This is a genomic window from Populibacterium corticicola (assembly GCF_042683685.1).
In the GTDB taxonomy this organism is placed as follows: Bacteria; Actinomycetota; Actinomycetes; order Actinomycetales; family Cellulomonadaceae; genus Timonella; species Timonella corticicola.
Window position 1 is genome coordinate 479,213 of the sequence record NZ_JBHUOP010000004.1, and the last position, 19,436, is coordinate 498,648.

Genomic DNA, 19,436 nt, shown 5'->3' on the forward strand with positions numbered 1-19,436 from the left:
CGGAAAGTGTTGTCCGCGGAGCTCATAGCTTCTGTAACAGGTGGCAGGTTGGATGCCGATCCATCCATCAGTGTGACCGGTGGTGTCTTCATTGACTCACGTCAGGTCGAGCCAGGATCGCTCTTTGTAGCGCTACGCGGTGACAACAGCGACGGGCATGACTTCGCTCAGGCTGCCGTGGACTCCGGGGCTGTTCTCGTGCTCGCGCAGCGCGCCATCGATGGTGTTCCCACGGTGATCGTGGACAATGTGCAACGGGCGCTTGGACGGGTCGCACAGGCACACCTCGCCGCCTTGCGGGAGCACCGGGATCTCAAGGTGGTTGGCATTACTGGCTCCGCCGGCAAGACCACCACGAAGGACTTGATCGGACAGGTGCTTTCCACGCACGGTGAGACGATCTTCCCCGCGGGCTCGTTCAACAATGAGCTCGGCTTGCCGTTGACCGTTCTCCAGGCGACGCCTGACACCCAGTACCTGGTCCTTGAGATGGGTGCGGACGCGCACGGCGATCTGACCTATCTCACGGATATCGCACCTGTGGACGCCGCAGTTGTTTTGATCGTTGGGAACGCGCACTTAGGCGGCTTCGGCGGCACGCTGGACGATGTTGCGCGTGCTAAGTCGGAAATTGTCGCGGGCGTGCGCAGTGGCGGAACCGTGGTCCTGAACGCCGATGACCTACGTGTCAGCGCTATGCGCGAGAAGGCGACCGAACAGGTTATGACCTTCGGTTGTGTTCGCGACACCACTTTCCAGGCAACCGACACGGCGCTCGATGCCCTTGGACGTATCAGTTTTACCGTGACGGATTCCCGCACCGGGGAAGAGGCTCGTGTGGAATTGAAACTCGTCGGCGAGCATCACCTGACGAATGCGCTGGCCGCTATCGCAGCTACGAACGCCTTGGGCATCTCCTTGAGCGATGCTGTCCACACCATCAACAGTTCTTCAGCACTCAGCCCGCACCGTATGGCGGTCACCGAGCGCGCCGACGGTGTCACGATCATCGATGACGCCTACAACGCCAACCCAGACTCGATGCGCGCCGCACTCAAGGCACTCGCTGCGATTGCTGGACGGAAACGACGTACGATTGCTGTTCTTGGTGAAATGCTTGAGCTTGGTCCCGATTCGCGGGATCGGCACGACGACATAGGTCGCCTTGTGGTTCGGCTCAACATCAACCTGCTTGTCGTGGTGGGCAAGGGAGCCTCGGGCTTCGCTGACGGCGCATTGCAAGAGGGTTCGTGGGGGGACGAGGTTGTCTCCGTTGACACGATCGACGAGGCAGAGGAGCTCCTGAGCCAGACTCTGCAAGACGGTGATGTCGTGCTCGTGAAGTCTTCTAGGGATTCGGGCCTGTTGCACTTGGCAGACCGACTGGTCGGAAAGGAATAAGAACTGATGATTGCAGTTCTGGTGTCGGGTGCGGTTGCGCTCATTGTTTCCCTTGTGGGCACCCCCATGCTGATCAAGTTGCTGGTCCACAAGAATTACGGCCAGTTCATCCGTCAGGATGGTCCTGCCGCCCACCTCACCAAGCGTGGTACGCCCACGATGGGTGGAATCGTCATCATCGCAGCGACACTGTGCGGGTGGATTGCCTCCTTTTTCGTGCAGGGTAGGCTTCCGACCGCATCAGCAGTGCTGCTTGTCTTCCTGATGGTCGGGATGGGGTTTGTCGGATTTCTCGATGACTACATCAAGATCTCAAAGGAGCGCTCACTGGGTCTCTCGCCGCGCGGGAAGATCATTGGGCAAGGCATCGTGGGTATTGCCTTTGCGATCCTGGCGCTACAGTTCGAGAATCGAAATGGTCTGACACCAGCATCAACCAGGATCTCATTCATTCGCGACACGAACTTCGACCTTGCGTTTGCGGGTAGCGTGGTTGGCTTGATCTTGTTTGTGGTCTGGGCGAACTTCCTGCTCACCGCATGGTCAAATGCCGTGAACCTGACCGATGGGCTCGATGGTCTTGCCACCGGCGTCTCCCTCGTGGTGTTCGCCGCGTACACCCTGATCGCGATTTTCCAGTCGAACCAGCACTGCTCGATCGCGGTGGTCACCGATAGTTGCTACAACACCCGTGACCCACTAGGCCTCGCGATCGTGACCGCAGCGATCGTTGGCGCGCTGTTCGGTTTCCTGTGGTGGAACGGATCACCAGCGCAGATCTTCATGGGGGACACGGGTTCGCTTGCCCTTGGTGCGGCACTCGCAGGTCTGTCGATCCTCACTCGTACCGAGTTCCTTGCAGTCATCCTCGGTGGTCTCTTCGTGATCATCGTTCTTTCGGATGTCATCCAAATCGGTTTCTTCAAGGCGACCGGTAAACGAGTGTTCAAGATGGCACCGCTACATCACCACTTTGAGCTTTCTGGCTGGGGCGAAGTCACGATCGTCATCCGCTTCTGGATCATCTCTGGACTCTTTGTCGTCGCAGGCCTCGGAATCTTCTACTTCGAGTGGGTGGGGGCAGGACGCTAGTGCTGGTCCAACCTGTCGCAGACAAGAGGATTCTGGTTCTTGGGCTGGGCGTAACCGGTCAGGCCGTGGTCGCCGCACTGGGCCAGCTCAGCGGTACTCAGGCAGCGCGAGAGGTCACCTCGCTTGACTCGCGTAACCCGGATGCCACGTACAGCGATCCCGAGCAGATCCATCTCGAGTCCGTTGACCTGATTATCGCCTCCCCAGGGTGGCCTCCCCACTCACCGATCCTCACCCAAGCCACCGATCGGGACGTTCCGGTGTGGAGCGAGATCGAACTCGCGTGGCGACTGCGTGTTGAACGCAGCGCCGGTGGTTTCGCGCCGTGGGTCGGTGTTACAGGCACGAATGGCAAGACCACCACGATCGGTATGGTCGCCTCGATCCTTCAGGCAGACGGACGAAACGCTGTTGCCGTGGGTAACGTGGGGCGTCCAGTCATTGAGGTGGCCCGTGACCCAGACGTCGACGTGGTTGCGCTCGAACTGTCCAGCTTTCAACTTCACTTCACGCATACCCTGGCGCTTGACGCGGCAGCGGTCTTGAACATCGCACCCGATCACATCGACTGGCACGGCAGTTATACGGAGTATGCGCGTGCCAAGGGCAAGATCTACGAGCACGTTAAAACCGCCTGCGTGTACAACGTACAGGATGGACAGACGCGCACGCTGGTAGAGAACGCCGATGTCGCAGAGGGCGCGCGCGCCGTGGGATTCACACTTGGGTCGCCTAGGCGCAGCGAATGCGGTCTGGTCGAAGACGTTCTCGTGGATCGTGCCTTCCACATGGACTTTGGTAATCCACTCCGACACCAGAACGCGGCTGAACTTGGCACACTCGCCGACCTGGAACACCTGGGGGCAGGGGGGACACTCCCTCCGCATATCGTCTCCAATGCACTTGCGGCAGCGGCTCTCACCCGTGCGATTGGTGTCTCCCAGTCGGCGGTTCGAGAGGGATTGAGAAGCTTTTCTCCGGGAGGACACCGAATCGCAACCGTCGTATCGACTCCCGTCGATGGTGGGGAAATCCACTTCGTGGACGATTCCAAGGCAACCAATGCCCATGCGGCTGCCGCCTCACTGGCCACCTTCCAGGATTCCTCAGTGGTGTGGATCGCGGGTGGGCTTGCGAAGGGCGCGCAGTTCGACGAGTTGATCCGTGGCGCTGCGGAAAAGCTGCGTTCAGTGGTACTGATTGGCGTGGACCCGCAACCTCTGTCCGACGCGTTGGCCGTGTACGCTCCGCAGGTTCCGGTGCACCGGGTTCAACCGACCGACAAAGCCGGGAAGGCATGGACGGGAGCCGAGATCATGGTGCGCGCGGTCGAGTATGCGGCGCGCATGGCACAGGCAGGGGACACCGTGCTGATGGCGCCAGCGTGCGCATCCATGGACCAGTTCACCTCGTATGCAGAGCGTGGCGATGCCTTCGCGAGCGCTGCCCGTTTGTATGCTGGGCAGGTAGCGGATAACGCGAAACGGTAGGACTGGATCATGAGCACAGTGCGCAGAATCGATGAGCCGCGCGCAGCGCGAAAGTTCAGTTGGGCAGGAGTCTGGAACTCCGCAACCACCAGTTACTACCTCGTGCTGGGTGCCACAATTGCTCTCGTCGTGCTTGGCCTGATCATGGTTCTGTCGAGTTCGTTCGTGGAATCTCTTGGACGTGGGCGCGGGGCCTACTATCTGTTCTCGCGCCAAGCAATCTTCGCGGTGGTTGGCACGATCGGCCTCATCGTTGCCATGCATGTCAAGATCAGCGTTTACAAACGTTTGGCCTGGCTGATCGTAGCGCTCTCGTTTGCGCTTCAAATGGTCGTGTTCATCATCCCGCACGACGGCGGCGAGGTATACGGAAACAAGAACTGGATTCCGCTCCCCGGAGGCGCCTCAATCCAACCGTCGGAGTTCATGAAACTTGCTCTCGCGGTGTTCCTTGGGACGGTCGTGGCGCGGAAATTGGCTTCCGCCAAGGAATGGCTGCACGTCATGATCCCGACCGTTCCGGTCGTTGCGGTTGGGATAGGACTGGTCATGCTTGGTCGTGACCTCGGCACGGTACTTGTTCTGATAGCCACTGTAGCTGGGTGTTACTTTGTGGCCGGACTACCGTGGCGTTGGATCGGTACAGTTGCCGTCGTTGCAGGCCTCGGGGTTGCGGCGGCTACAGTTTTGAGTGAGAACCGTTTCAACCGAGTCTTGGCCACCTATGACTCAGAGTGTACAACCGCAGATCCGCTCTGCTTTCAGGTGCTTCGTGGTCTTGAGGGATTGGGGAGCGGAGGTCTCGGCGGAGTAGGGCTTGGCGCCGGAGCCGAGAAATGGGCGTACCTGCCTGAAGCGCAGAACGACTTCATCTTCGCGGTCATCGGTGAAGAGGTCGGCTTTCTTGGCACCACCCTCGTGGTCTTGCTCTTTGGGATCCTCGGGCTTGCGTTTGTCCGCATCATCATGCGGCATCCGGACCCAATGGTGAAGATCACCACGGGTGGGATCGCTGCGTGGATCATCGGACAGGCAGTCATCAACATGGGCGTGGTGACCCGACTCATCCCGGTGATCGGTGTACCTCTTCCCCTCGTGTCGGCTGGAGGTTCGGCTCTGGTCGCCACCATGATGGCTCTTGGCGTTGTCCTTGCCTTTGCCAAGGACGAGCCTGGTGCGCGTGAGGCATTTGAGGCGAAGCCCTCGGTTGTGCGTAAGACGATTGCCGTCATATCCCAGTCCAGCAGCCGACTGAGGTCCAAGAACTAAAGGAGAAACGAACATGGCCAGATCGATCGTGCTTGCTGGTGGGGGAACGGCTGGACATGTCAATCCTCTGCTTGCCGTTGCCCAAGAGGTCAAGAACCGGTATCCCGATGCGACCATCACGATCCTGGGAACCAGTGAAGGGCTGGAAGCGGACTTGGTTCCGTCCAAGGGCTTTGAGCTCACTGTCATCCCACGCGTACCATTGCCGCGACGGCCAAGCCTCGACTGGCTTCGGCTGCCCGGAAGGCTACGTGCGGCGCGTCAGGGCGCACACAAGGCTATCGCAACGACGAATGCTCAGGTCGTGGTCGGATTCGGTGGATACGTGTCGACTCCTGCCTACCTGGCCGCGCGTAAACTCAACGTGCCTGTGGTGGTTCAGGAACAAAACGCGCGTGCTGGTTTGGCGAACAAACTCGGAGCGCGATGGGCTGCTCGTATTGCGACAACCTTTCCCCAGACACACCTGCCGGGTGCAACGGTGACGGGGCTGCCACTACGAGCGGACATCGCAGCGCTCGTTCAAGAACGGCACACTGATCGAACCGGCCTGCGGAAACAGGCTGCAGCAACCCTGGGGCTCGACCCGGAACGCTCAGTCTTGCTGATCACGGGCGGTTCACTCGGTGCACTGAAAATCAACCAGACGATGGCGCAGGTGGCCCGCGATGTCCTCGCACAGGATGTCCAGGTGCTCCACCTAACCGGTCGAGGGAAGTCCGAGCAGGTGCTCGCGGATATCGCGCACCTGCCACACCATGTACGAGCTGATTATCACGTCCTCGAGTACCTTGACCAGATGCAGCTCGCCTACGCCGTCGCGGACCTTGTGGTCTGTCGCAGTGGTGCGGGGACGGTGTGTGAACTTGCCGCGCTTGGACTTCCTGCGGTGTTTGTCCCATTGCCGATAGGCAATGGCGAACAAAAACTGAATGCCTCCCCCCTGACGGACGCACACGCTGCACTGATCGTCGACAATGAGGCATTCACCCCGCAGTGGGCAAGCAGTACGATCGTCCCACTACTGGCCAACCGGGACGAACTCGCACGCATGGCCCAGGCTGCCGCCTCGGTCGGACGCCCGCAAGCGACCCAGGACGTGGTTGACATCATCGAGCAGGTAGCAGGGTGGACCCGTGGCTGACGTAACCTATGACGACATTGATGCGCTTCTAGCTCCGCAGGAGGCAGGCCCCATCCATTTCATCGGGATTGGAGGTGCGGGGATGTCCGTGCTTGCGCGGATGTTCTCGACCCTGGGTGTCCAGGTCTCCGGATCGGACGCAAAAGCCAGCGCTGTGACGAGAGCGCTGCAAGCGCAGGGCATCGAAGTGGGGGTGCCGCAGGCCGCGCACAACATCAACAATCCGAGCACGGTGGTCGTGTCCTCAGCGATTCGTGCTGACAATCCCGAACTCGTCCGTGCGCGGGAAACGGGTGCACGCATCATTCACCGATCTCAGGCGCTCGCCCTGCTTATGCGAGGGCAGCGTGCCATCGCAGTTGCCGGCGCCCATGGTAAAACCACAACCTCGGCCATGATTGCAGTCGCAGCAAACGCAGCGGGGACATCCCCAAGTTTTGCGATCGGTGGCTCGGTGCGTACTGCCACCGGTGCCATAGCTGGGGGAGCGGTCGGGGAGAGCGATGTCCTTGTCGCAGAGGCAGACGAGTCGGACGGCTCATTTCTGAACTACGAACCCTACATTGCAGTGGTCACGAATATTGAGCCGGATCACCTTGACCACTATGGTTCCAAAGAAGCCTTTGAACAGGCATTCGTGCAGTTCGCGCAGCGCATCACGCCGACCGGTGTGCTCGTCGCATGTGCGGATGACCCTGGGGCACGGGCCCTTGCTGACGAGGTAGCTCGCCAGGGCCGTATCGCGATCACCTATGGACAGGATGGCGATGCGGATCTTTCGATCACAAACCTGACTCAGATCCCTGGAACCCAACAGGCAACGTTCGATGTGAGTTGGTCAGATGGGATCGTCACCGGGTTTGTGGGCGGTACCGTCCATCTCGAGTTGCAGGTACCTGGAATCCATAACGCTTTGAACGCGACCGGAGCCTTCGCGGCATTGCTGTTCCTTGGGATCACCCCGGAAGAGGCCGCCCGCGGACTGCATGAGTTCGTCGGCACGGGGCGTCGATTTGAGGAACGAGGGGTGGTGGACGGCGTGACCGTCGTCGATGACTATGCCCACCATCCAACCGAGGTCGCCGCACTTCTCAGCGCCGCCCGGGTCAGTGCGGGTGCAGGTCGCGTACTCGTATTGTTCCAGCCTCATCTGTATTCGCGCACTCGGATCTTCGCGGCAGAGTTCGCGAGTGCGCTCGACCACGCTGACGAGACCGTGCTGACCGCAATCTATGCGGCGCGTGAAGACCATGACCCGGCCACATCGTCGCAAATGATCGCCGAACTGATGCGTTCCAGCGTCCAGTACGTTCCCGAACGCGAGGCTGCTGCACGTGAGATCGCGCGCCGTGCACGTACCGGAGACCTGATACTCACCGTGGGTGCAGGTGACGTGACGGAACTCGGTGACGTTGTCCTCGACGAACTGCAGAAGCTCCGGTCATGAAACCTCCACCACGGCCACGCACACCGGGACGCTCGAACCGATCAGCACCGAGCGCAGATCGGTCTCCCACGCGTCCTGCGCCACGTGAGCGTGCTGTGACCCGCTCAACCCACAGCGGACACAGCGCTGGCTCCGCAGAAGAAGCGCGAGAACCGAGCGCGCCATCGCCTGGTGACCAGGGCAACGAGAGTGCGAGCGGTGCTCTCAGCGCCCAAGCCACGGCTCGTCGCAAGAAGGTCTCATCAACCGCACACGTGCCCGCCCAGCCCACCCGGACAAGCACATTCGACCTTGAGGAACGAGAACCCAAATATCGCGAACTACTGCACAAATCCCGTGCTGCGATCCCCAAAGTACCGGTTCTGTCCACGGGGATGGCGGATCGGCTTGCGGAACGCGATGCGATTGAGCGACACGACCGTCGAAGGAAAAGGCTGATCGTCTCAGGCGTTCTCGCTGTACTTGTCGGCGTGGTGTGGTTGTTTGGGTTTTCCTCTGTCTTCGCACTCAATTTGAACCAGGTGCAGATTTCTGGTGCGCAGTTGTATGTCAGCGAGCAGGAAATCCTCGACGCAATTGCAGGCCACGAGGGCACCCCTCTTGTGCGGGTTGATCTTGGACGAATCAACTCCCAGGTCGCGGAACTCAAAAACGTGAAGTCAGTGACACAGACCCGGCGTTGGCCGGACGGTGTGACGATCACCGTTCACGAGAGGACGCCCGTTGCGGCGGTGCCTGAGGAAGAGGGGTTTACTCTCCTCGACATCGACGCGGTCAACGTCACTCACGTCGATGAGGCACCTGCCGGGCTTCCCGTGATCAGGATTCCAATGACCGGTGAGAACCAGAGAACCCTAGCCACGGCGCTAGAGATCCTGGATCAGATCCCTGACACGTTGCTCGCGGAAATCGCCTCGATTACGGCCTCGACGCAGGACAACATTGAGTTCACCTTGCGTGACAAGGTAAAAGTCCAGTGGGGTAATTCCCAGGACACTGAACTCAAACTTGAAGTCCTTGATCGGCTGCGTCCAATTGCCGCCGAGGAAAAGAAGAAGACGATTGATCTATCGGCGCCGACATTCCCGATCATCCGTTAGCAGTGGCGCGATGTCGCCAACAATTTCTGGCGACACACGCGGGATAAGTTTGATAGCCGTGACCGTTCAACATAGTGTCTCGATAGCAGTATTTAGCGAATCTTTAACCCTCAAGTAGAGGTTTAAACTTTCGTGGTTTCGACAAACGATCCAGGATCGGAAGGCAAGAGCGTGACTACTCCGCAGAACTACCTAGCAGTAATTAAGGTGGTGGGCATCGGTGGTGGCGGTGTGAACGCCGTGAACCGAATGATCGAGGTGGGGCTCAAGGGCGTTGAGTTCATCGCGATCAACACTGACGCTCAAGCGCTTTTGATGTCCGATGCTGACGTAAAGCTTGACGTGGGCCGCGAGTTGACCCGTGGCCTCGGTGCTGGTGCTGACCCAGAGGTGGGTAAGAAGGCAGCCGAAGACCACGAGGACGAGATTGAAGAGGTCCTGCGCGGCGCAGACATGGTATTCGTGACCGCGGGCGAGGGCGGCGGTACCGGAACCGGTGGCGCGCCAGTGGTCGCGCGTATCGCGCGTTCCCTCGGTGCGTTGACCGTTGGCGTCGTGACCCGTCCGTTCTCGTTTGAGGGCAAACGCCGTTCAAAGCAGGCCGAGTCTGGAATCGATGCGCTACGCCAAGAGGTCGACACGCTGATCGTCATTCCAAACGATCGCCTGCTCTCCATGGCGGACCGCTCGGTCTCGGCGCTCGATGCATTCCACCAGGCTGACCAGGTGTTGCTCTCCGGTGTCCAGGGCATCACCGATCTCATCACGACCCCGGGCCTGATCAACCTGGACTTCGCGGATGTCAAGTCCGTTATGCAGGGAGCGGGCTCCGCGCTCATGGGTATCGGTTCCGCGCGTGGTGATGACCGTGCTGTCCAGGCGGCCGAACTCGCGATCTCCTCACCGCTGCTGGAAGCCTCAATCGATGGCGCGCACGGTGTCCTTATCTCAATCCAGGGTGGCTCAGACCTTGGACTGCAGGAGATCAACGAGGCAGCGCGTCTCGTCCATGAGGCGGCGCACGCAGAGGCCAACATCATCTTTGGTACTGTCATCGACGATGCCCTTGGCGACGAGGTTCGGGTGACCGTGATCGCGGCTGGCTTTGATGGTGGTAACCCTCAGCCACGTCCTGAGTTGCGCGGGTACGGCAACGCCGGTGCGGCGCACGCCTCACCGGTGCAATCGACGCCTTCCTATCGGGAACCTGGACAGGTTCTGCGCTCTGAGGAACCACCACCGGTCACGGCTGGCCTGCGTGCGATGACTCGCCCGGTTGTGCCGCCGCAGGAGCCTCGTGAGCAGGCTCGGTCAGCACAGTCCCCAGCTCACAACCAGTATTCGGTTCCAGCTCAAGAACAGCCGGTGCCACGCTTCATCTCCGATGACGTGCCTGCTCAGGAGGAGACTGCACAGCAATCACTCGAGGTGCCGCGCATCTTTGATGAAGCCCCACCACGTCGTCGAATTGATGACGACCTCGATGTTCCTGACTTCTTGAAGTGAGTTCTCTGCGTGATATCCCAGTGGCCGAGGTTGACCTCGGCCCTGGGATTTCTGCATTTTTTACAACTGCACGGGGTGGGGAATCTTCTGGTCCGTACGCTTCATTGAACCTTGGTTCTCGGGTTGGCGACGATCCAGTTGCGGTTGCTGCGAATCGGCGTGCAGTGTCCGATGCAGCTGGTGTTCCACTCGTGTACGGCAGGCAGGTGCATTCAAACGGGGTGTTTGAGGTGGATGGGCCAACGGCACAGGTGCCTGATACGGAGATTGCCGGTGACGTCGCTGCTTCGGCAGACGCACTGGTCTCGGCTCGTTATGGGGTGGGGCTGACCGTATATATCGCTGACTGCGTACCGATTCTCTTTGCGGATGCCGATGCGGGAGTGATCGCCACTGCTCACGCAGGTCGCCCAGGACTTGAGGCGGGCGTGATCGCAGCCGCCGTTCACGAGATGGCCGCTCATGGTGCCACCCCTGCGAGCATACGGGCTGCGGTTGGGCCGTGTATCTGCGCGAACTGCTACGAGGTTCCCGCCGACATGGCCCAGGACTTCGCAACAATCACCCGCACCCAGGTCTCGCTGACAAAGTGGGGGAGCGTCGGGGTGGATTTGCGTGCTGCAGCAGAACGGCAACTCCGTGAACTTGGAATCGGCAAGATCCTCCATATCTCAGAATGCACCTATGAACATGCAGAACACGGGCGGTTATTTAGTCACAGGTGGGCCACGCACAATGTCGAACGGACGAACGGAAAATCAGGCAGGTTCGCTGGAGTCATCATGCGCACACCTGCTGAATAGAGATGCGAACCGCGCCTTATGGTGGCGTAATTGCTAAATCCACTGGGCGTGTCGGCAGTATCGTTGCCCGTCACTGCGTTAGCGTAATTACATTGGTGTATTTGCCCCAGGCGTATTGTCGTGGGGCAAATAGGTTGCTACAGCCACAATGACTGGAACGATACGAAAGCGGAGGCGCGTTATGGCAGGAGCCCTGCGCAGGACCATGAAATACCTTGGTATTGCTGAGGAAGACAGCAATTACGAGGGACAGGCGTACGAGGACTACTCCGACTATGACGAAGTAATCGAGGACGAAGTGGAACCCTACGAAGCGCAAGTAACGCCCATTTCACGCGCCGCATCGCACCAGGAGCCGACACCGTTTGTGGACACGGAGCTGCGCCGCATCACCACGGTTCACCCACGCTCGTACAACGACGCACGCGTGATCGGTGAGGCTTTCCGCTCCGGAACTCCAGTCATCATGAACCTCTCTGACATGGACGACGCAGATGCGAAACGTCTCGTCGATTTCTCTGCGGGGTTGATCTTCGGTCTGTGCGGCAATATTGAGCGCGTGACCAACAAGGTCTTCCTGCTGTCCCCGGCAAATGTGGAGATCACGGGGGAATCTAACGATTCAGGTCCTTCGTCTAGCCACCAGAGCTTTTACAACCAGAGCTGATCGTGTCATTGGTCTGGACCTTACTTGCACTTGTATGTTTCCTTTACATGCTTGTGTTGATCGGCCGCCTTGTTTTCAGTTGGGTGCGAGTATTCGCACCTCAATGGCGTCCAACCGGGGCAGTGTTGGTGATTGCCGAGGTAATTTACACCCTCACTGATCCGCCACTAAAGTTCCTGTCGAAACTGATACCACCGCTTCGAATCGGGAATATCATGCTCGATATAGGCTTCATGATCCTGTTGCTTGGGGTGGGTATTCTGCAAAGTCTCTTTGCAGGCCTCGCCGCCATAGCATAGGGTAACGGAAGCTAGCCGTACTGTACTTTCGGTGCGGATAACCCTTGTCCGACTTGTATCATGGACACAAATCTGAAACCGGAAGGCCGAATTCGGCGGACCGACCAGCAACATTGAGATGGAGACTACGGTGGAACTTCTGACACCAGACGAAGTCCTTAACAAGAAATTCCAGGTAACCAAGTTCCGTGAAGGTTACGACATGGTCGAGGTCGATGACTTCCTCGACCTCGTTTTGGGTACCCTTCGTGCGGTCTACCTTGAGAACGATGAACTCAAGGAGAAGCTCGCCGCTGCTGAAAGTCGCGTCGCTGAGTTGAGCCGCGCCGCGGCGGAAGCGCCAGCAGAAGCTCCAGTCGTTGAAGAGATCGCCGCACCCGCCCCTGAGGTCGTCGCCGAGCCTGAGCCTGAGATTGCCCCAGCGCCTGCTGTGACTCCACGTGAGCCAGAGATGGCCACTGGCATCATCCAGATGGCACAGAAACTTCACGATGACCACGTCCGTGCCGGTCAGGAGGAAGGCGAGCGCCTCGTTGCAGAGGCACGCGTCGAGGGTGACCGCATTGTGCGCGAAGCACAGGAGCTGTCGCAGCGTACGCTCACCCAACTTGAGCAGGAACGCACCGTTCTCGAGTCGAAGATTGACGAGCTGCGTACCTTCGAGCGCGACTACCGTCTGCGTCTGAAGAGCTACCTGCAGAACCTTCTGGGTGACCTCGACCAGCGTTCGAGCGGACTGGGTCCGGACAACTCGGGTATCTGAAAATACCCGGTCGTAACATCCTTTTACGAGAACCGGCAAGATTTTTCACCCTGCGCTCAATGCGCTAGGTGAGAGACTTTGCCGGTTCTTGTGTTTATAGTCGGCTATTCAATCGTTGAAAGTAGGTGCTGCCATGGCGAACACCGGTGCGAAGGAGCACTCCGGAATCGAAGAGTTGTTCCCTGACCTTGAGCAGAACATTGCTCAGTTCCCGGTCCGTGAAGGCGAAGAACCATGGACCGTTGATGAGGTCGTTGAGATCGTCTCGGCGCTTCTTGAAGAACAGACCCGACTCGAAGCCGAACTGGCGGCAGCGGATGCGGAACTCTCCGAGTTGTTGCGTAACTCTGGGGACGGCTCTGGGGACGACCAGGCCGACTACGGTTCCTCGGCACTTGAACGTGAACAGGAACTCACGTTCCTCAACAACACCCGCGATCTGCTCGAACAAAACAAGCGCGCCCTCGCACGCGTGTCAGCGGGAACCTTTGGACGTTGCGAATCATGTTCGCAGCCCATTGCCAAGGCGCGCCAAGAGGCCTTCCCACGCGCAACGCTGTGTGTGGAGTGCAAGCAGAAGGAAGAACGTCGGTAATCTTATTGCATGAGATAGGTCTCTCACGGCGGTTGCGGTTTCTTATTACCGGGGACGACGTGGGAGACTTTTCTCTGTGCTCCATGCCGTGTGCGGGAGCCACATTCTGCCGCGTACACGAGGAGACATCACACCAATGACGAAGACCACGCCAAGTCCCATAGGTGGCAAAGCAGCCTTCACCGTTTTGGTTCCTGTAGCACTGGTGGTTTTCGTAAGCGACCAACTGACAAAGATATGGGCAGAATCCGCTTTGTCGGTGTCAGAACCTGCACGGCCCTTGATCGGTACGCTCATCCAACTGCGCCTCATCTATAACCCTGGCGCCGCGTTGTCCCTGGGAACCTCAGCGACGACGCTGTTGACCATCGTCAGCGCGGCAGTTGTCGTGGCGCTTGTATGGGTAGCGCCTCGTCTGACATCAAGGGGTTGGGTGGTCACCGCTGCTCTGCTGCTGGGCGGTACGGCGGGCAACCTCACGGACCGTCTCTTTCGCGCGCCAGGATTCCCCAAAGGTCACGTTGTCGATTTCATCGACTATGGCCCCTTTGTCGGAAATGTGGCAGACATCGCGATCGTCGCCGCAGCCGGGCTGATCATCCTGATGTCGCTGCTGGGACGCTCCCCGCTCGTCGAAAAGCACATCGCCGCGGACACTGCCCCAGCGGCAACGGAATCGACAGCGGACGCAGTTGAGGCTGAGGACACCGACCCGGACGATGCCTCGCAGGGGTCTGGGGAAAGCACGGCTCAGTGATGGGGCAGACACGTACTTTCCCAGTTCCAGATGGCGTTGTGGGAGAACGCGTTGATGCTGGGCTTGCACGGGTGCTCGGAATATCGCGAACGATCGCAGCGCAGATCGCCGATGCTGGCGATGTGTACGTCAACGGACGCCAGGTATCCAAAAGCGATCGACTCACACCTGACGCAATGGTCGAGGTAACCCTTCCAGACCCAAACCAGTCGCGTGGCTTGGAGGTCAAGCCAGAAGCCGTTGAGGGCATGGAGATCGTGTACGACGATGACGATGTCGTTGTCATCGATAAACCAGTGGGAGTCGCAGCACACCCAGCAGTGGGATGGAGCGGACCCACGGTTGTGGGAGCACTGGCCGCAGCAGGGTACCGAATCTCAACCTCAGGAGCAGCGGAACGCCAGGGAATCGTGCACCGGCTCGACGCAGGCACTTCAGGGCTCATGGTCGTGGCCAAGTCCGAACATGCATACACGGTCCTCAAGCGTGCCTTTCGTGACCGCACGGTCGAGAAGGTCTATCACACGTTGGTGCAGGGGCATCCCGAGCCCACGAGGGGCACCATCGACGCGCCGATCGGTCGACATTCCAAGGCAGAGTTCAAGTTCACAGTACGACCAGACGGCAAGCGCTCTATCACCCACTATGAGGTGCTTGAGATGCTTCCCTCCGCTTCACTTGTGGAGGTTCACCTCGAGACCGGCCGTACCCACCAGATTCGCGTCCACTTCTCCGCCATGCGGCATCCGTGCGTGGGCGACACCATGTATGGTTCCGATCCGAAACTCACCGAACGGGTTGGGTTGAACCGGCAGTGGCTCCATGCAGTACGTCTTGGTTTCACGCACCCTTCGAAGGGTACGTGGATCGAAGTGGAGAGCGAATACCCACAGGACCTGGCTGCAGCATTGGACATCTTGCGCGACCCGTACTCATCGAGCACTCGCTGACTCATCACAAGGGGGGATGGCACTCATGACTCAAGACACAGTCACCGCAGGTGGTGTACGGGTGGAGAGAATCGAAAACGAGGTACAACTCCAGGCGGCCTACGACGTCCGCCTTGAGGTGTTCGTGCATGAGCAGCAGGTGCCGCCTGACGAGGAAATCGACGCACTCGACACCGACCCGACCACAACGCATGTGCTTGCGCTGGACGTGGCCACGGGAAAGGCACTCGGCACGGCGCGGCTTCTGCCGAATGCAGAGCGTCCCGGTCACTTTCACATCGGCCGAGTTGCAGTGCGTAAAGAGGCTCGCGGACGACAGATTGGTGCGGCGCTCATGAGAGCACTTGAAGACATCGCTGCCCAGGAGACGGACGGTCCGGCCGAGATCGAACTGTCCGCGCAAATCCAGGCATCCGGTTTCTACCGCACGCTTGGTTACGAGCAGTCAGGCGATCACGAGTACCTAGATGCCGGAATCCGGCACATCGACATGAAGAAGAAGCTCGCACCGCAGCCAAGATGACACGTGATTTTCCCAACGGGAGTTAACCCCGTGTACGGGGTTAGACGGACGCGCCAAAAGGACTAGACTTGCAGACATGTCTGGTGCAAACAGCGATTTCGTTCACCTTCACGTCCACACCGAATACTCGATGCTCGATGGCGCAGCGCGCCTGGACGATCTGTTCAAAGAGACAGCGCGTCTTGGGCAAAAAGCAATTGCGACCACCGACCACGGCTATATTTTCGGGGCTTTCGAGTTCTGGGATAAGGCGCGATCTGCCGGGATTAAGCCGATCATTGGCGTCGAAGCATATCTGACTCCCGGAACCAGTAGATTTGACTCCACCCGACAGCTCTGGGGCGACCCATCGCAGCGCAGCGATGACGTTTCGGCTCGTGGTGCCTACACGCACATGACCATGTGGGCGCGCAACAACGAAGGAATGCACAATCTGTTCCGGATGTCCTCTCTCGCCTCGCTCGAAGGCCAGATGGGTAAGTGGCCGCGTATGGACCGTGACCTGCTCCAGACCTACGGCAAGGGACTGATCGCGACCACCGGCTGCCCGTCTGGTGAGGTCCAAACTCGTCTGCGTCTCGGACAGTTCGACGAGGCGGTCAAAGCGGCGGGAGAGTTCCAGGAGATTTTCGGCAAGGACCACTTCTTCGTTGAACTCATGGATCATGGCCTGGACATCGAGAACCGGGTGCGCACTGAACTGCTTGAGGTTGCGAAGAAGATCAATGCGCGGCTGCTTGCCACCAACGACTCACACTACGTTCACCGGGAGGACTCCGGCTCGCAGGAAGCACTGTTGTGTATCAACTCTGGTTCCACGCTGTTGGACCCGGATCGCTTCAAGTTCGACGGCGATGGGTACTACATCAAGTCAGCGGCCGAGATGCGCGACCTGTGGCGTGACTTCCCAGAAGCCTGCGACAGTACCCTTCTCGTTGCGGAGCAGTGCGATGTATCGTTCAACACGAGCGCGAACTACATGCCGCACTTCCCGGTTCCGCAGGGCGAGGACGAGACATCATGGTTCGTCAAGGAGGTGGAGACCGGCCTGCATAAACGTTATCCAGGCGGTGTTCCGGACCACGTGCGCAAGCAGGCCGAATACGAGGTCGACGTCATCAACCAGATGGGTTTCCCCGGTTACTTCCTCGTGGTCGCGGACTTCATCAACTGGGCAAAGGACCACGGAATTCGCGTTGGTCCAGGGCGTGGTTCCGGTGCGGGGTCGATGGTTGCATACGCGATGGGCATCACGGAACTGGACCCACTCGAACACGGTCTCATCTTCGAGCGCTTCTTGAACCCCGAGCGTATCTCCATGCCGGACTTCGACGTCGACTTTGACGAGCGCCGGCGCTCGGAAGTCATCAAGTACGTGACCGAGAAATACGGCGAGGACCGTGTCGCCCAGATCGTCACCTATGGAACGATCAAGGCCAAGCAGGCGCTCAAGGACTCTTCACGCCTGCTGGGCATGCCGTATGCAATGGGTGAGAAACTCACCAAGTCGATGCCACCGGCTGTCATGGGCAAAGACATTCCGCTCTCCGGCATCTTTGACTCAAAGCACCCTCGTTATGCCGAGGCCGCGGAATTCCGGACTGTGCACGATGCTGACCCAGATGCTCAACGAGTTGTCGAGCTTGCCCTCGGTATCGAAGGCCTGAAGCGTCAGTGGGGCGTGCACGCAGCCGGTGTCATCATGTCGAGCGATCCGCTCATCGACATCATTCCGATCATGCGTCGTCCACAGGACGGTGCGGTCATCACGCAGTTCGACTACCCGACCTGCGAGGGCCTCGGACTGATCAAGATGGACTTCCTTGGGCTGCGTAACCTGACCATCCTGTCAGATGCCCTTGAGAACATCGTGATGAACGGCAAGGAACCCGTGGTACTCGAGGACCTTACGTTTGACGATGAGGAGACCTACAAACTGCTGGCGCGCGGCGACACGCTCGGCGTGTTCCAGCTTGATGGTGGTCCGATGCGAGCGCTGCTGAGGCAGATGCGCCCGGACAACTTCGAAGACATCTCCGCTGTGATCGCACTGTATCGTCCAGGCCCGATGGGCATGAACTCGCACACGAACTATGCGCTGCGTAAGAACGGCCTCCAGAAGGTTGAGCCGATTCACCGGGAGTTGGAGGAACCACTCGCAGAGGTTCTGGACACCACGTACGGATTGATCGTCTATCAGGAGCAGGTGCAAAAGGCCGCACAGATCCTGGCGGGGTACTCGCTTGGCCAAGCAGACCTGTTGCGTCGTGCAATGGGTAAGAAGAAGAAAGAGATCCTGGACAAGGAGTTCGTTCCGTTCCGCGAGGGCTGCCGTAAGAACGGTTACTCAGACGAGGCGATTCAAGCGGTGTGGGACGTCCTGGTCCCATTCGCGGGCTATGCGTTCAACAAGGCCCACTCAGCGGCGTACGGTCTGGTGTCCTACTGGACTGCATACCTCAAAGCTCACTATCCCGCCGAGTACATGGCAGCCCTGCTGACCTCGGTGAAGGACGACAAGGATAAGTCGGCGCTCTACCTGAACGAGTGTCGTCACATGGGTATCAAGGTGCTTCCACCAGACGTGAACTCTTCAGCGGCAAACTTCACCGCTGTTGACAAGGACATCCGTTTTGGTTTGACCGCTGTGCGTAACGTTGGCGCCAACGTTGTTGACGGCATTGTGACTACCCGCGAGGAGAAGGGGGACTACGCCTCCTTCACAGATTTCCTGGACAAGGTCCCAGCGCCGGTCTGCAACAAGCGAACCATCGAATCCTTGGTGAAGGCCGGGGCATTCGATTCGCTTGGACATCCGCGCAAGGGCCTGCACCTGATCCACGAACAAGCCGTTGACTCGGTGATCGGTGTGAAACGGAAGGAAGCGGAAGGGCAATTTGACCTGTTCGCTGATTTCGGTGGCGAGGACGAGTCGATGTCGTTCTCGATCGATATCCCGGATCTGGCGGACTGGGACAAGAAGCAGCGCCTTGCGTTTGAACGTGAGATGCTGGGCCTGTACGTGTCCGACCACCCACTCAGCGGCCTTGAAACGCTGCTCCAAGCAAGCGCGGACGTGTCAATCGCAACGCTCAACTCAGATGAGACTCGTGCGGATGGCTCTGTTGTGACAGTTGCTGGACTGGTCACGAGCCTGCAGCGCAAGATGTCCAAGCAGGGCAATCCGTGGGCGGCCGTAACGATTGAGGACCTGGCGGGTTCCGTTGAGGTGATGTTCTTCGGAGAGACCTACCTTGCCTATTCGGCCATGCTGGCAGAGGACCAGGTGGTGGTCTGCAAGGGACGCGTGCGGCGCCGTGACGATCAGATGCAGCTTCAGGCGATGGAGGTGACGTTGCCGGATCTGACGATCAGTGAGGAATCGGCACTTCTGGTGACGTTGCCGGCGGCCCGCTGCATCGAACCGATCATGGAGAAACTCCAGTTCACACTCCGCAATCACCCGGGGAAGGCTGAGGTGCATCTCAAGATCACGAGCCCAGGACGGGCTACGCTGTTGCGTTGCGATGAACGGTTCCGAGTGGAAAAGGGCCCAGCACTCTATGGGGACCTCAAAGCACTGCTTGGCGCGAACTGCCTGGTCTAAACCCAGCCCACGCGCCGACTCAT

At 59.1% G+C, this 19,436-nt stretch carries 17 protein-coding genes; all 17 read left to right on the forward strand.

The window, feature by feature from the left end; genetic code table 11:
* Positions 1-48: 48 nt before the first annotated feature.
* The gene (locus ACFSYH_RS11630; protein WP_377467128.1) at positions 49-1,401 is read left to right on the forward strand and encodes a UDP-N-acetylmuramoyl-tripeptide--D-alanyl-D-alanine ligase; all 1,353 of its coding nucleotides are present in this window, start codon (positions 49-51) and stop codon (positions 1,399-1,401) included.
* Between the two features lie 6 nt (positions 1,402-1,407).
* On the forward strand, positions 1,408-2,493 hold the full coding sequence (gene mraY / locus ACFSYH_RS11635) for a phospho-N-acetylmuramoyl-pentapeptide-transferase (RefSeq protein WP_377467129.1): 1,086 nt from the start codon (positions 1,408-1,410) through the stop codon (positions 2,491-2,493).
* Positions 2,493-3,983, forward strand: a complete 1,491-nt coding sequence (gene murD, locus ACFSYH_RS11640; protein ID WP_377467130.1) for a UDP-N-acetylmuramoyl-L-alanine--D-glutamate ligase — start codon at positions 2,493-2,495, stop codon at positions 3,981-3,983. Before mraY ends, murD begins: the two co-directional genes overlap by 1 nt.
* Before the next feature lie 9 nt (positions 3,984-3,992).
* Positions 3,993-5,252: an FtsW/RodA/SpoVE family cell cycle protein gene (locus ACFSYH_RS11645; RefSeq protein WP_377467131.1), complete on the forward strand. Its 1,260-nt coding sequence runs from the start codon at positions 3,993-3,995 to the stop codon at positions 5,250-5,252.
* A gap of 13 nt (positions 5,253-5,265) precedes the next feature.
* Positions 5,266-6,396: an undecaprenyldiphospho-muramoylpentapeptide beta-N-acetylglucosaminyltransferase gene (gene murG, locus ACFSYH_RS11650; RefSeq protein WP_377467132.1), complete on the forward strand. Its 1,131-nt coding sequence runs from the start codon at positions 5,266-5,268 to the stop codon at positions 6,394-6,396.
* Positions 6,389-7,843 (forward strand): UDP-N-acetylmuramate--L-alanine ligase, encoded by a 1,455-nt coding sequence (murC, locus tag ACFSYH_RS11655; protein WP_377467133.1) that lies wholly within the window; start codon positions 6,389-6,391, stop codon positions 7,841-7,843. Before murG ends, murC begins: the two co-directional genes overlap by 8 nt.
* Positions 7,840-8,943 carry a cell division protein FtsQ/DivIB gene (locus ACFSYH_RS11660; RefSeq protein WP_377467134.1) on the forward strand — a complete coding sequence of 368 codons (1,104 nt, stop codon included), beginning with the start codon at positions 7,840-7,842 and terminating at the stop codon, positions 8,941-8,943. The genes murC and ACFSYH_RS11660 overlap by 4 nt, the downstream gene beginning before the upstream one ends.
* Positions 8,944-9,114: 171 nt before the next feature.
* Entirely contained in the window at positions 9,115-10,449 is a 1,335-nt protein-coding gene (gene ftsZ, locus ACFSYH_RS11665) for a cell division protein FtsZ (RefSeq protein WP_377467135.1), read from the forward strand.
* Positions 10,446-11,252, forward strand: a complete 807-nt coding sequence (gene pgeF / locus ACFSYH_RS11670; protein ID WP_377467136.1) for a peptidoglycan editing factor PgeF — start codon at positions 10,446-10,448, stop codon at positions 11,250-11,252. Before ftsZ ends, pgeF begins: the two co-directional genes overlap by 4 nt.
* A 181-nt stretch (positions 11,253-11,433) precedes the next feature.
* A complete protein-coding gene (locus ACFSYH_RS11675; RefSeq protein WP_377467137.1) occupies positions 11,434-11,919 on the forward strand; it encodes a cell division protein SepF in 486 nt (161 codons plus the stop codon).
* 2 nt (positions 11,920-11,921) lie between these two features.
* The gene (locus ACFSYH_RS11680) at positions 11,922-12,218 is read left to right on the forward strand and encodes a YggT family protein (RefSeq protein ID WP_377467138.1); all 297 of its coding nucleotides are present in this window, start codon (positions 11,922-11,924) and stop codon (positions 12,216-12,218) included.
* Between the two features lie 130 nt (positions 12,219-12,348).
* The gene (locus ACFSYH_RS11685; protein ID WP_377467139.1) at positions 12,349-12,981 is read left to right on the forward strand and encodes a DivIVA domain-containing protein; all 633 of its coding nucleotides are present in this window, start codon (positions 12,349-12,351) and stop codon (positions 12,979-12,981) included.
* A gap of 133 nt (positions 12,982-13,114) precedes the next feature.
* Complete coding sequence (locus ACFSYH_RS11690; protein WP_377467140.1) at positions 13,115-13,576, forward strand: TraR/DksA family transcriptional regulator; 462 nt, start codon at positions 13,115-13,117, stop codon at positions 13,574-13,576.
* Between the two features lie 136 nt (positions 13,577-13,712).
* On the forward strand, positions 13,713-14,333 hold the full coding sequence (locus ACFSYH_RS11695; protein WP_377467141.1) for a signal peptidase II: 621 nt from the start codon (positions 13,713-13,715) through the stop codon (positions 14,331-14,333).
* Positions 14,333-15,283, forward strand: coding sequence for an RluA family pseudouridine synthase (locus ACFSYH_RS11700; RefSeq protein ID WP_377467142.1), 951 nt, complete (start codon positions 14,333-14,335; stop codon positions 15,281-15,283). The genes ACFSYH_RS11695 and ACFSYH_RS11700 overlap by 1 nt, the downstream gene beginning before the upstream one ends.
* 25 nt (positions 15,284-15,308) lie before the next feature.
* The gene (locus ACFSYH_RS11705) at positions 15,309-15,806 is read left to right on the forward strand and encodes a GNAT family N-acetyltransferase (protein ID WP_377467143.1); all 498 of its coding nucleotides are present in this window, start codon (positions 15,309-15,311) and stop codon (positions 15,804-15,806) included.
* Between the two features lie 76 nt (positions 15,807-15,882).
* A complete protein-coding gene (dnaE, locus tag ACFSYH_RS11710; RefSeq protein ID WP_377467144.1) occupies positions 15,883-19,413 on the forward strand; it encodes a DNA polymerase III subunit alpha in 3,531 nt (1,176 codons plus the stop codon).
* The last annotated feature ends 23 nt before the right edge of the window (positions 19,414-19,436 follow it).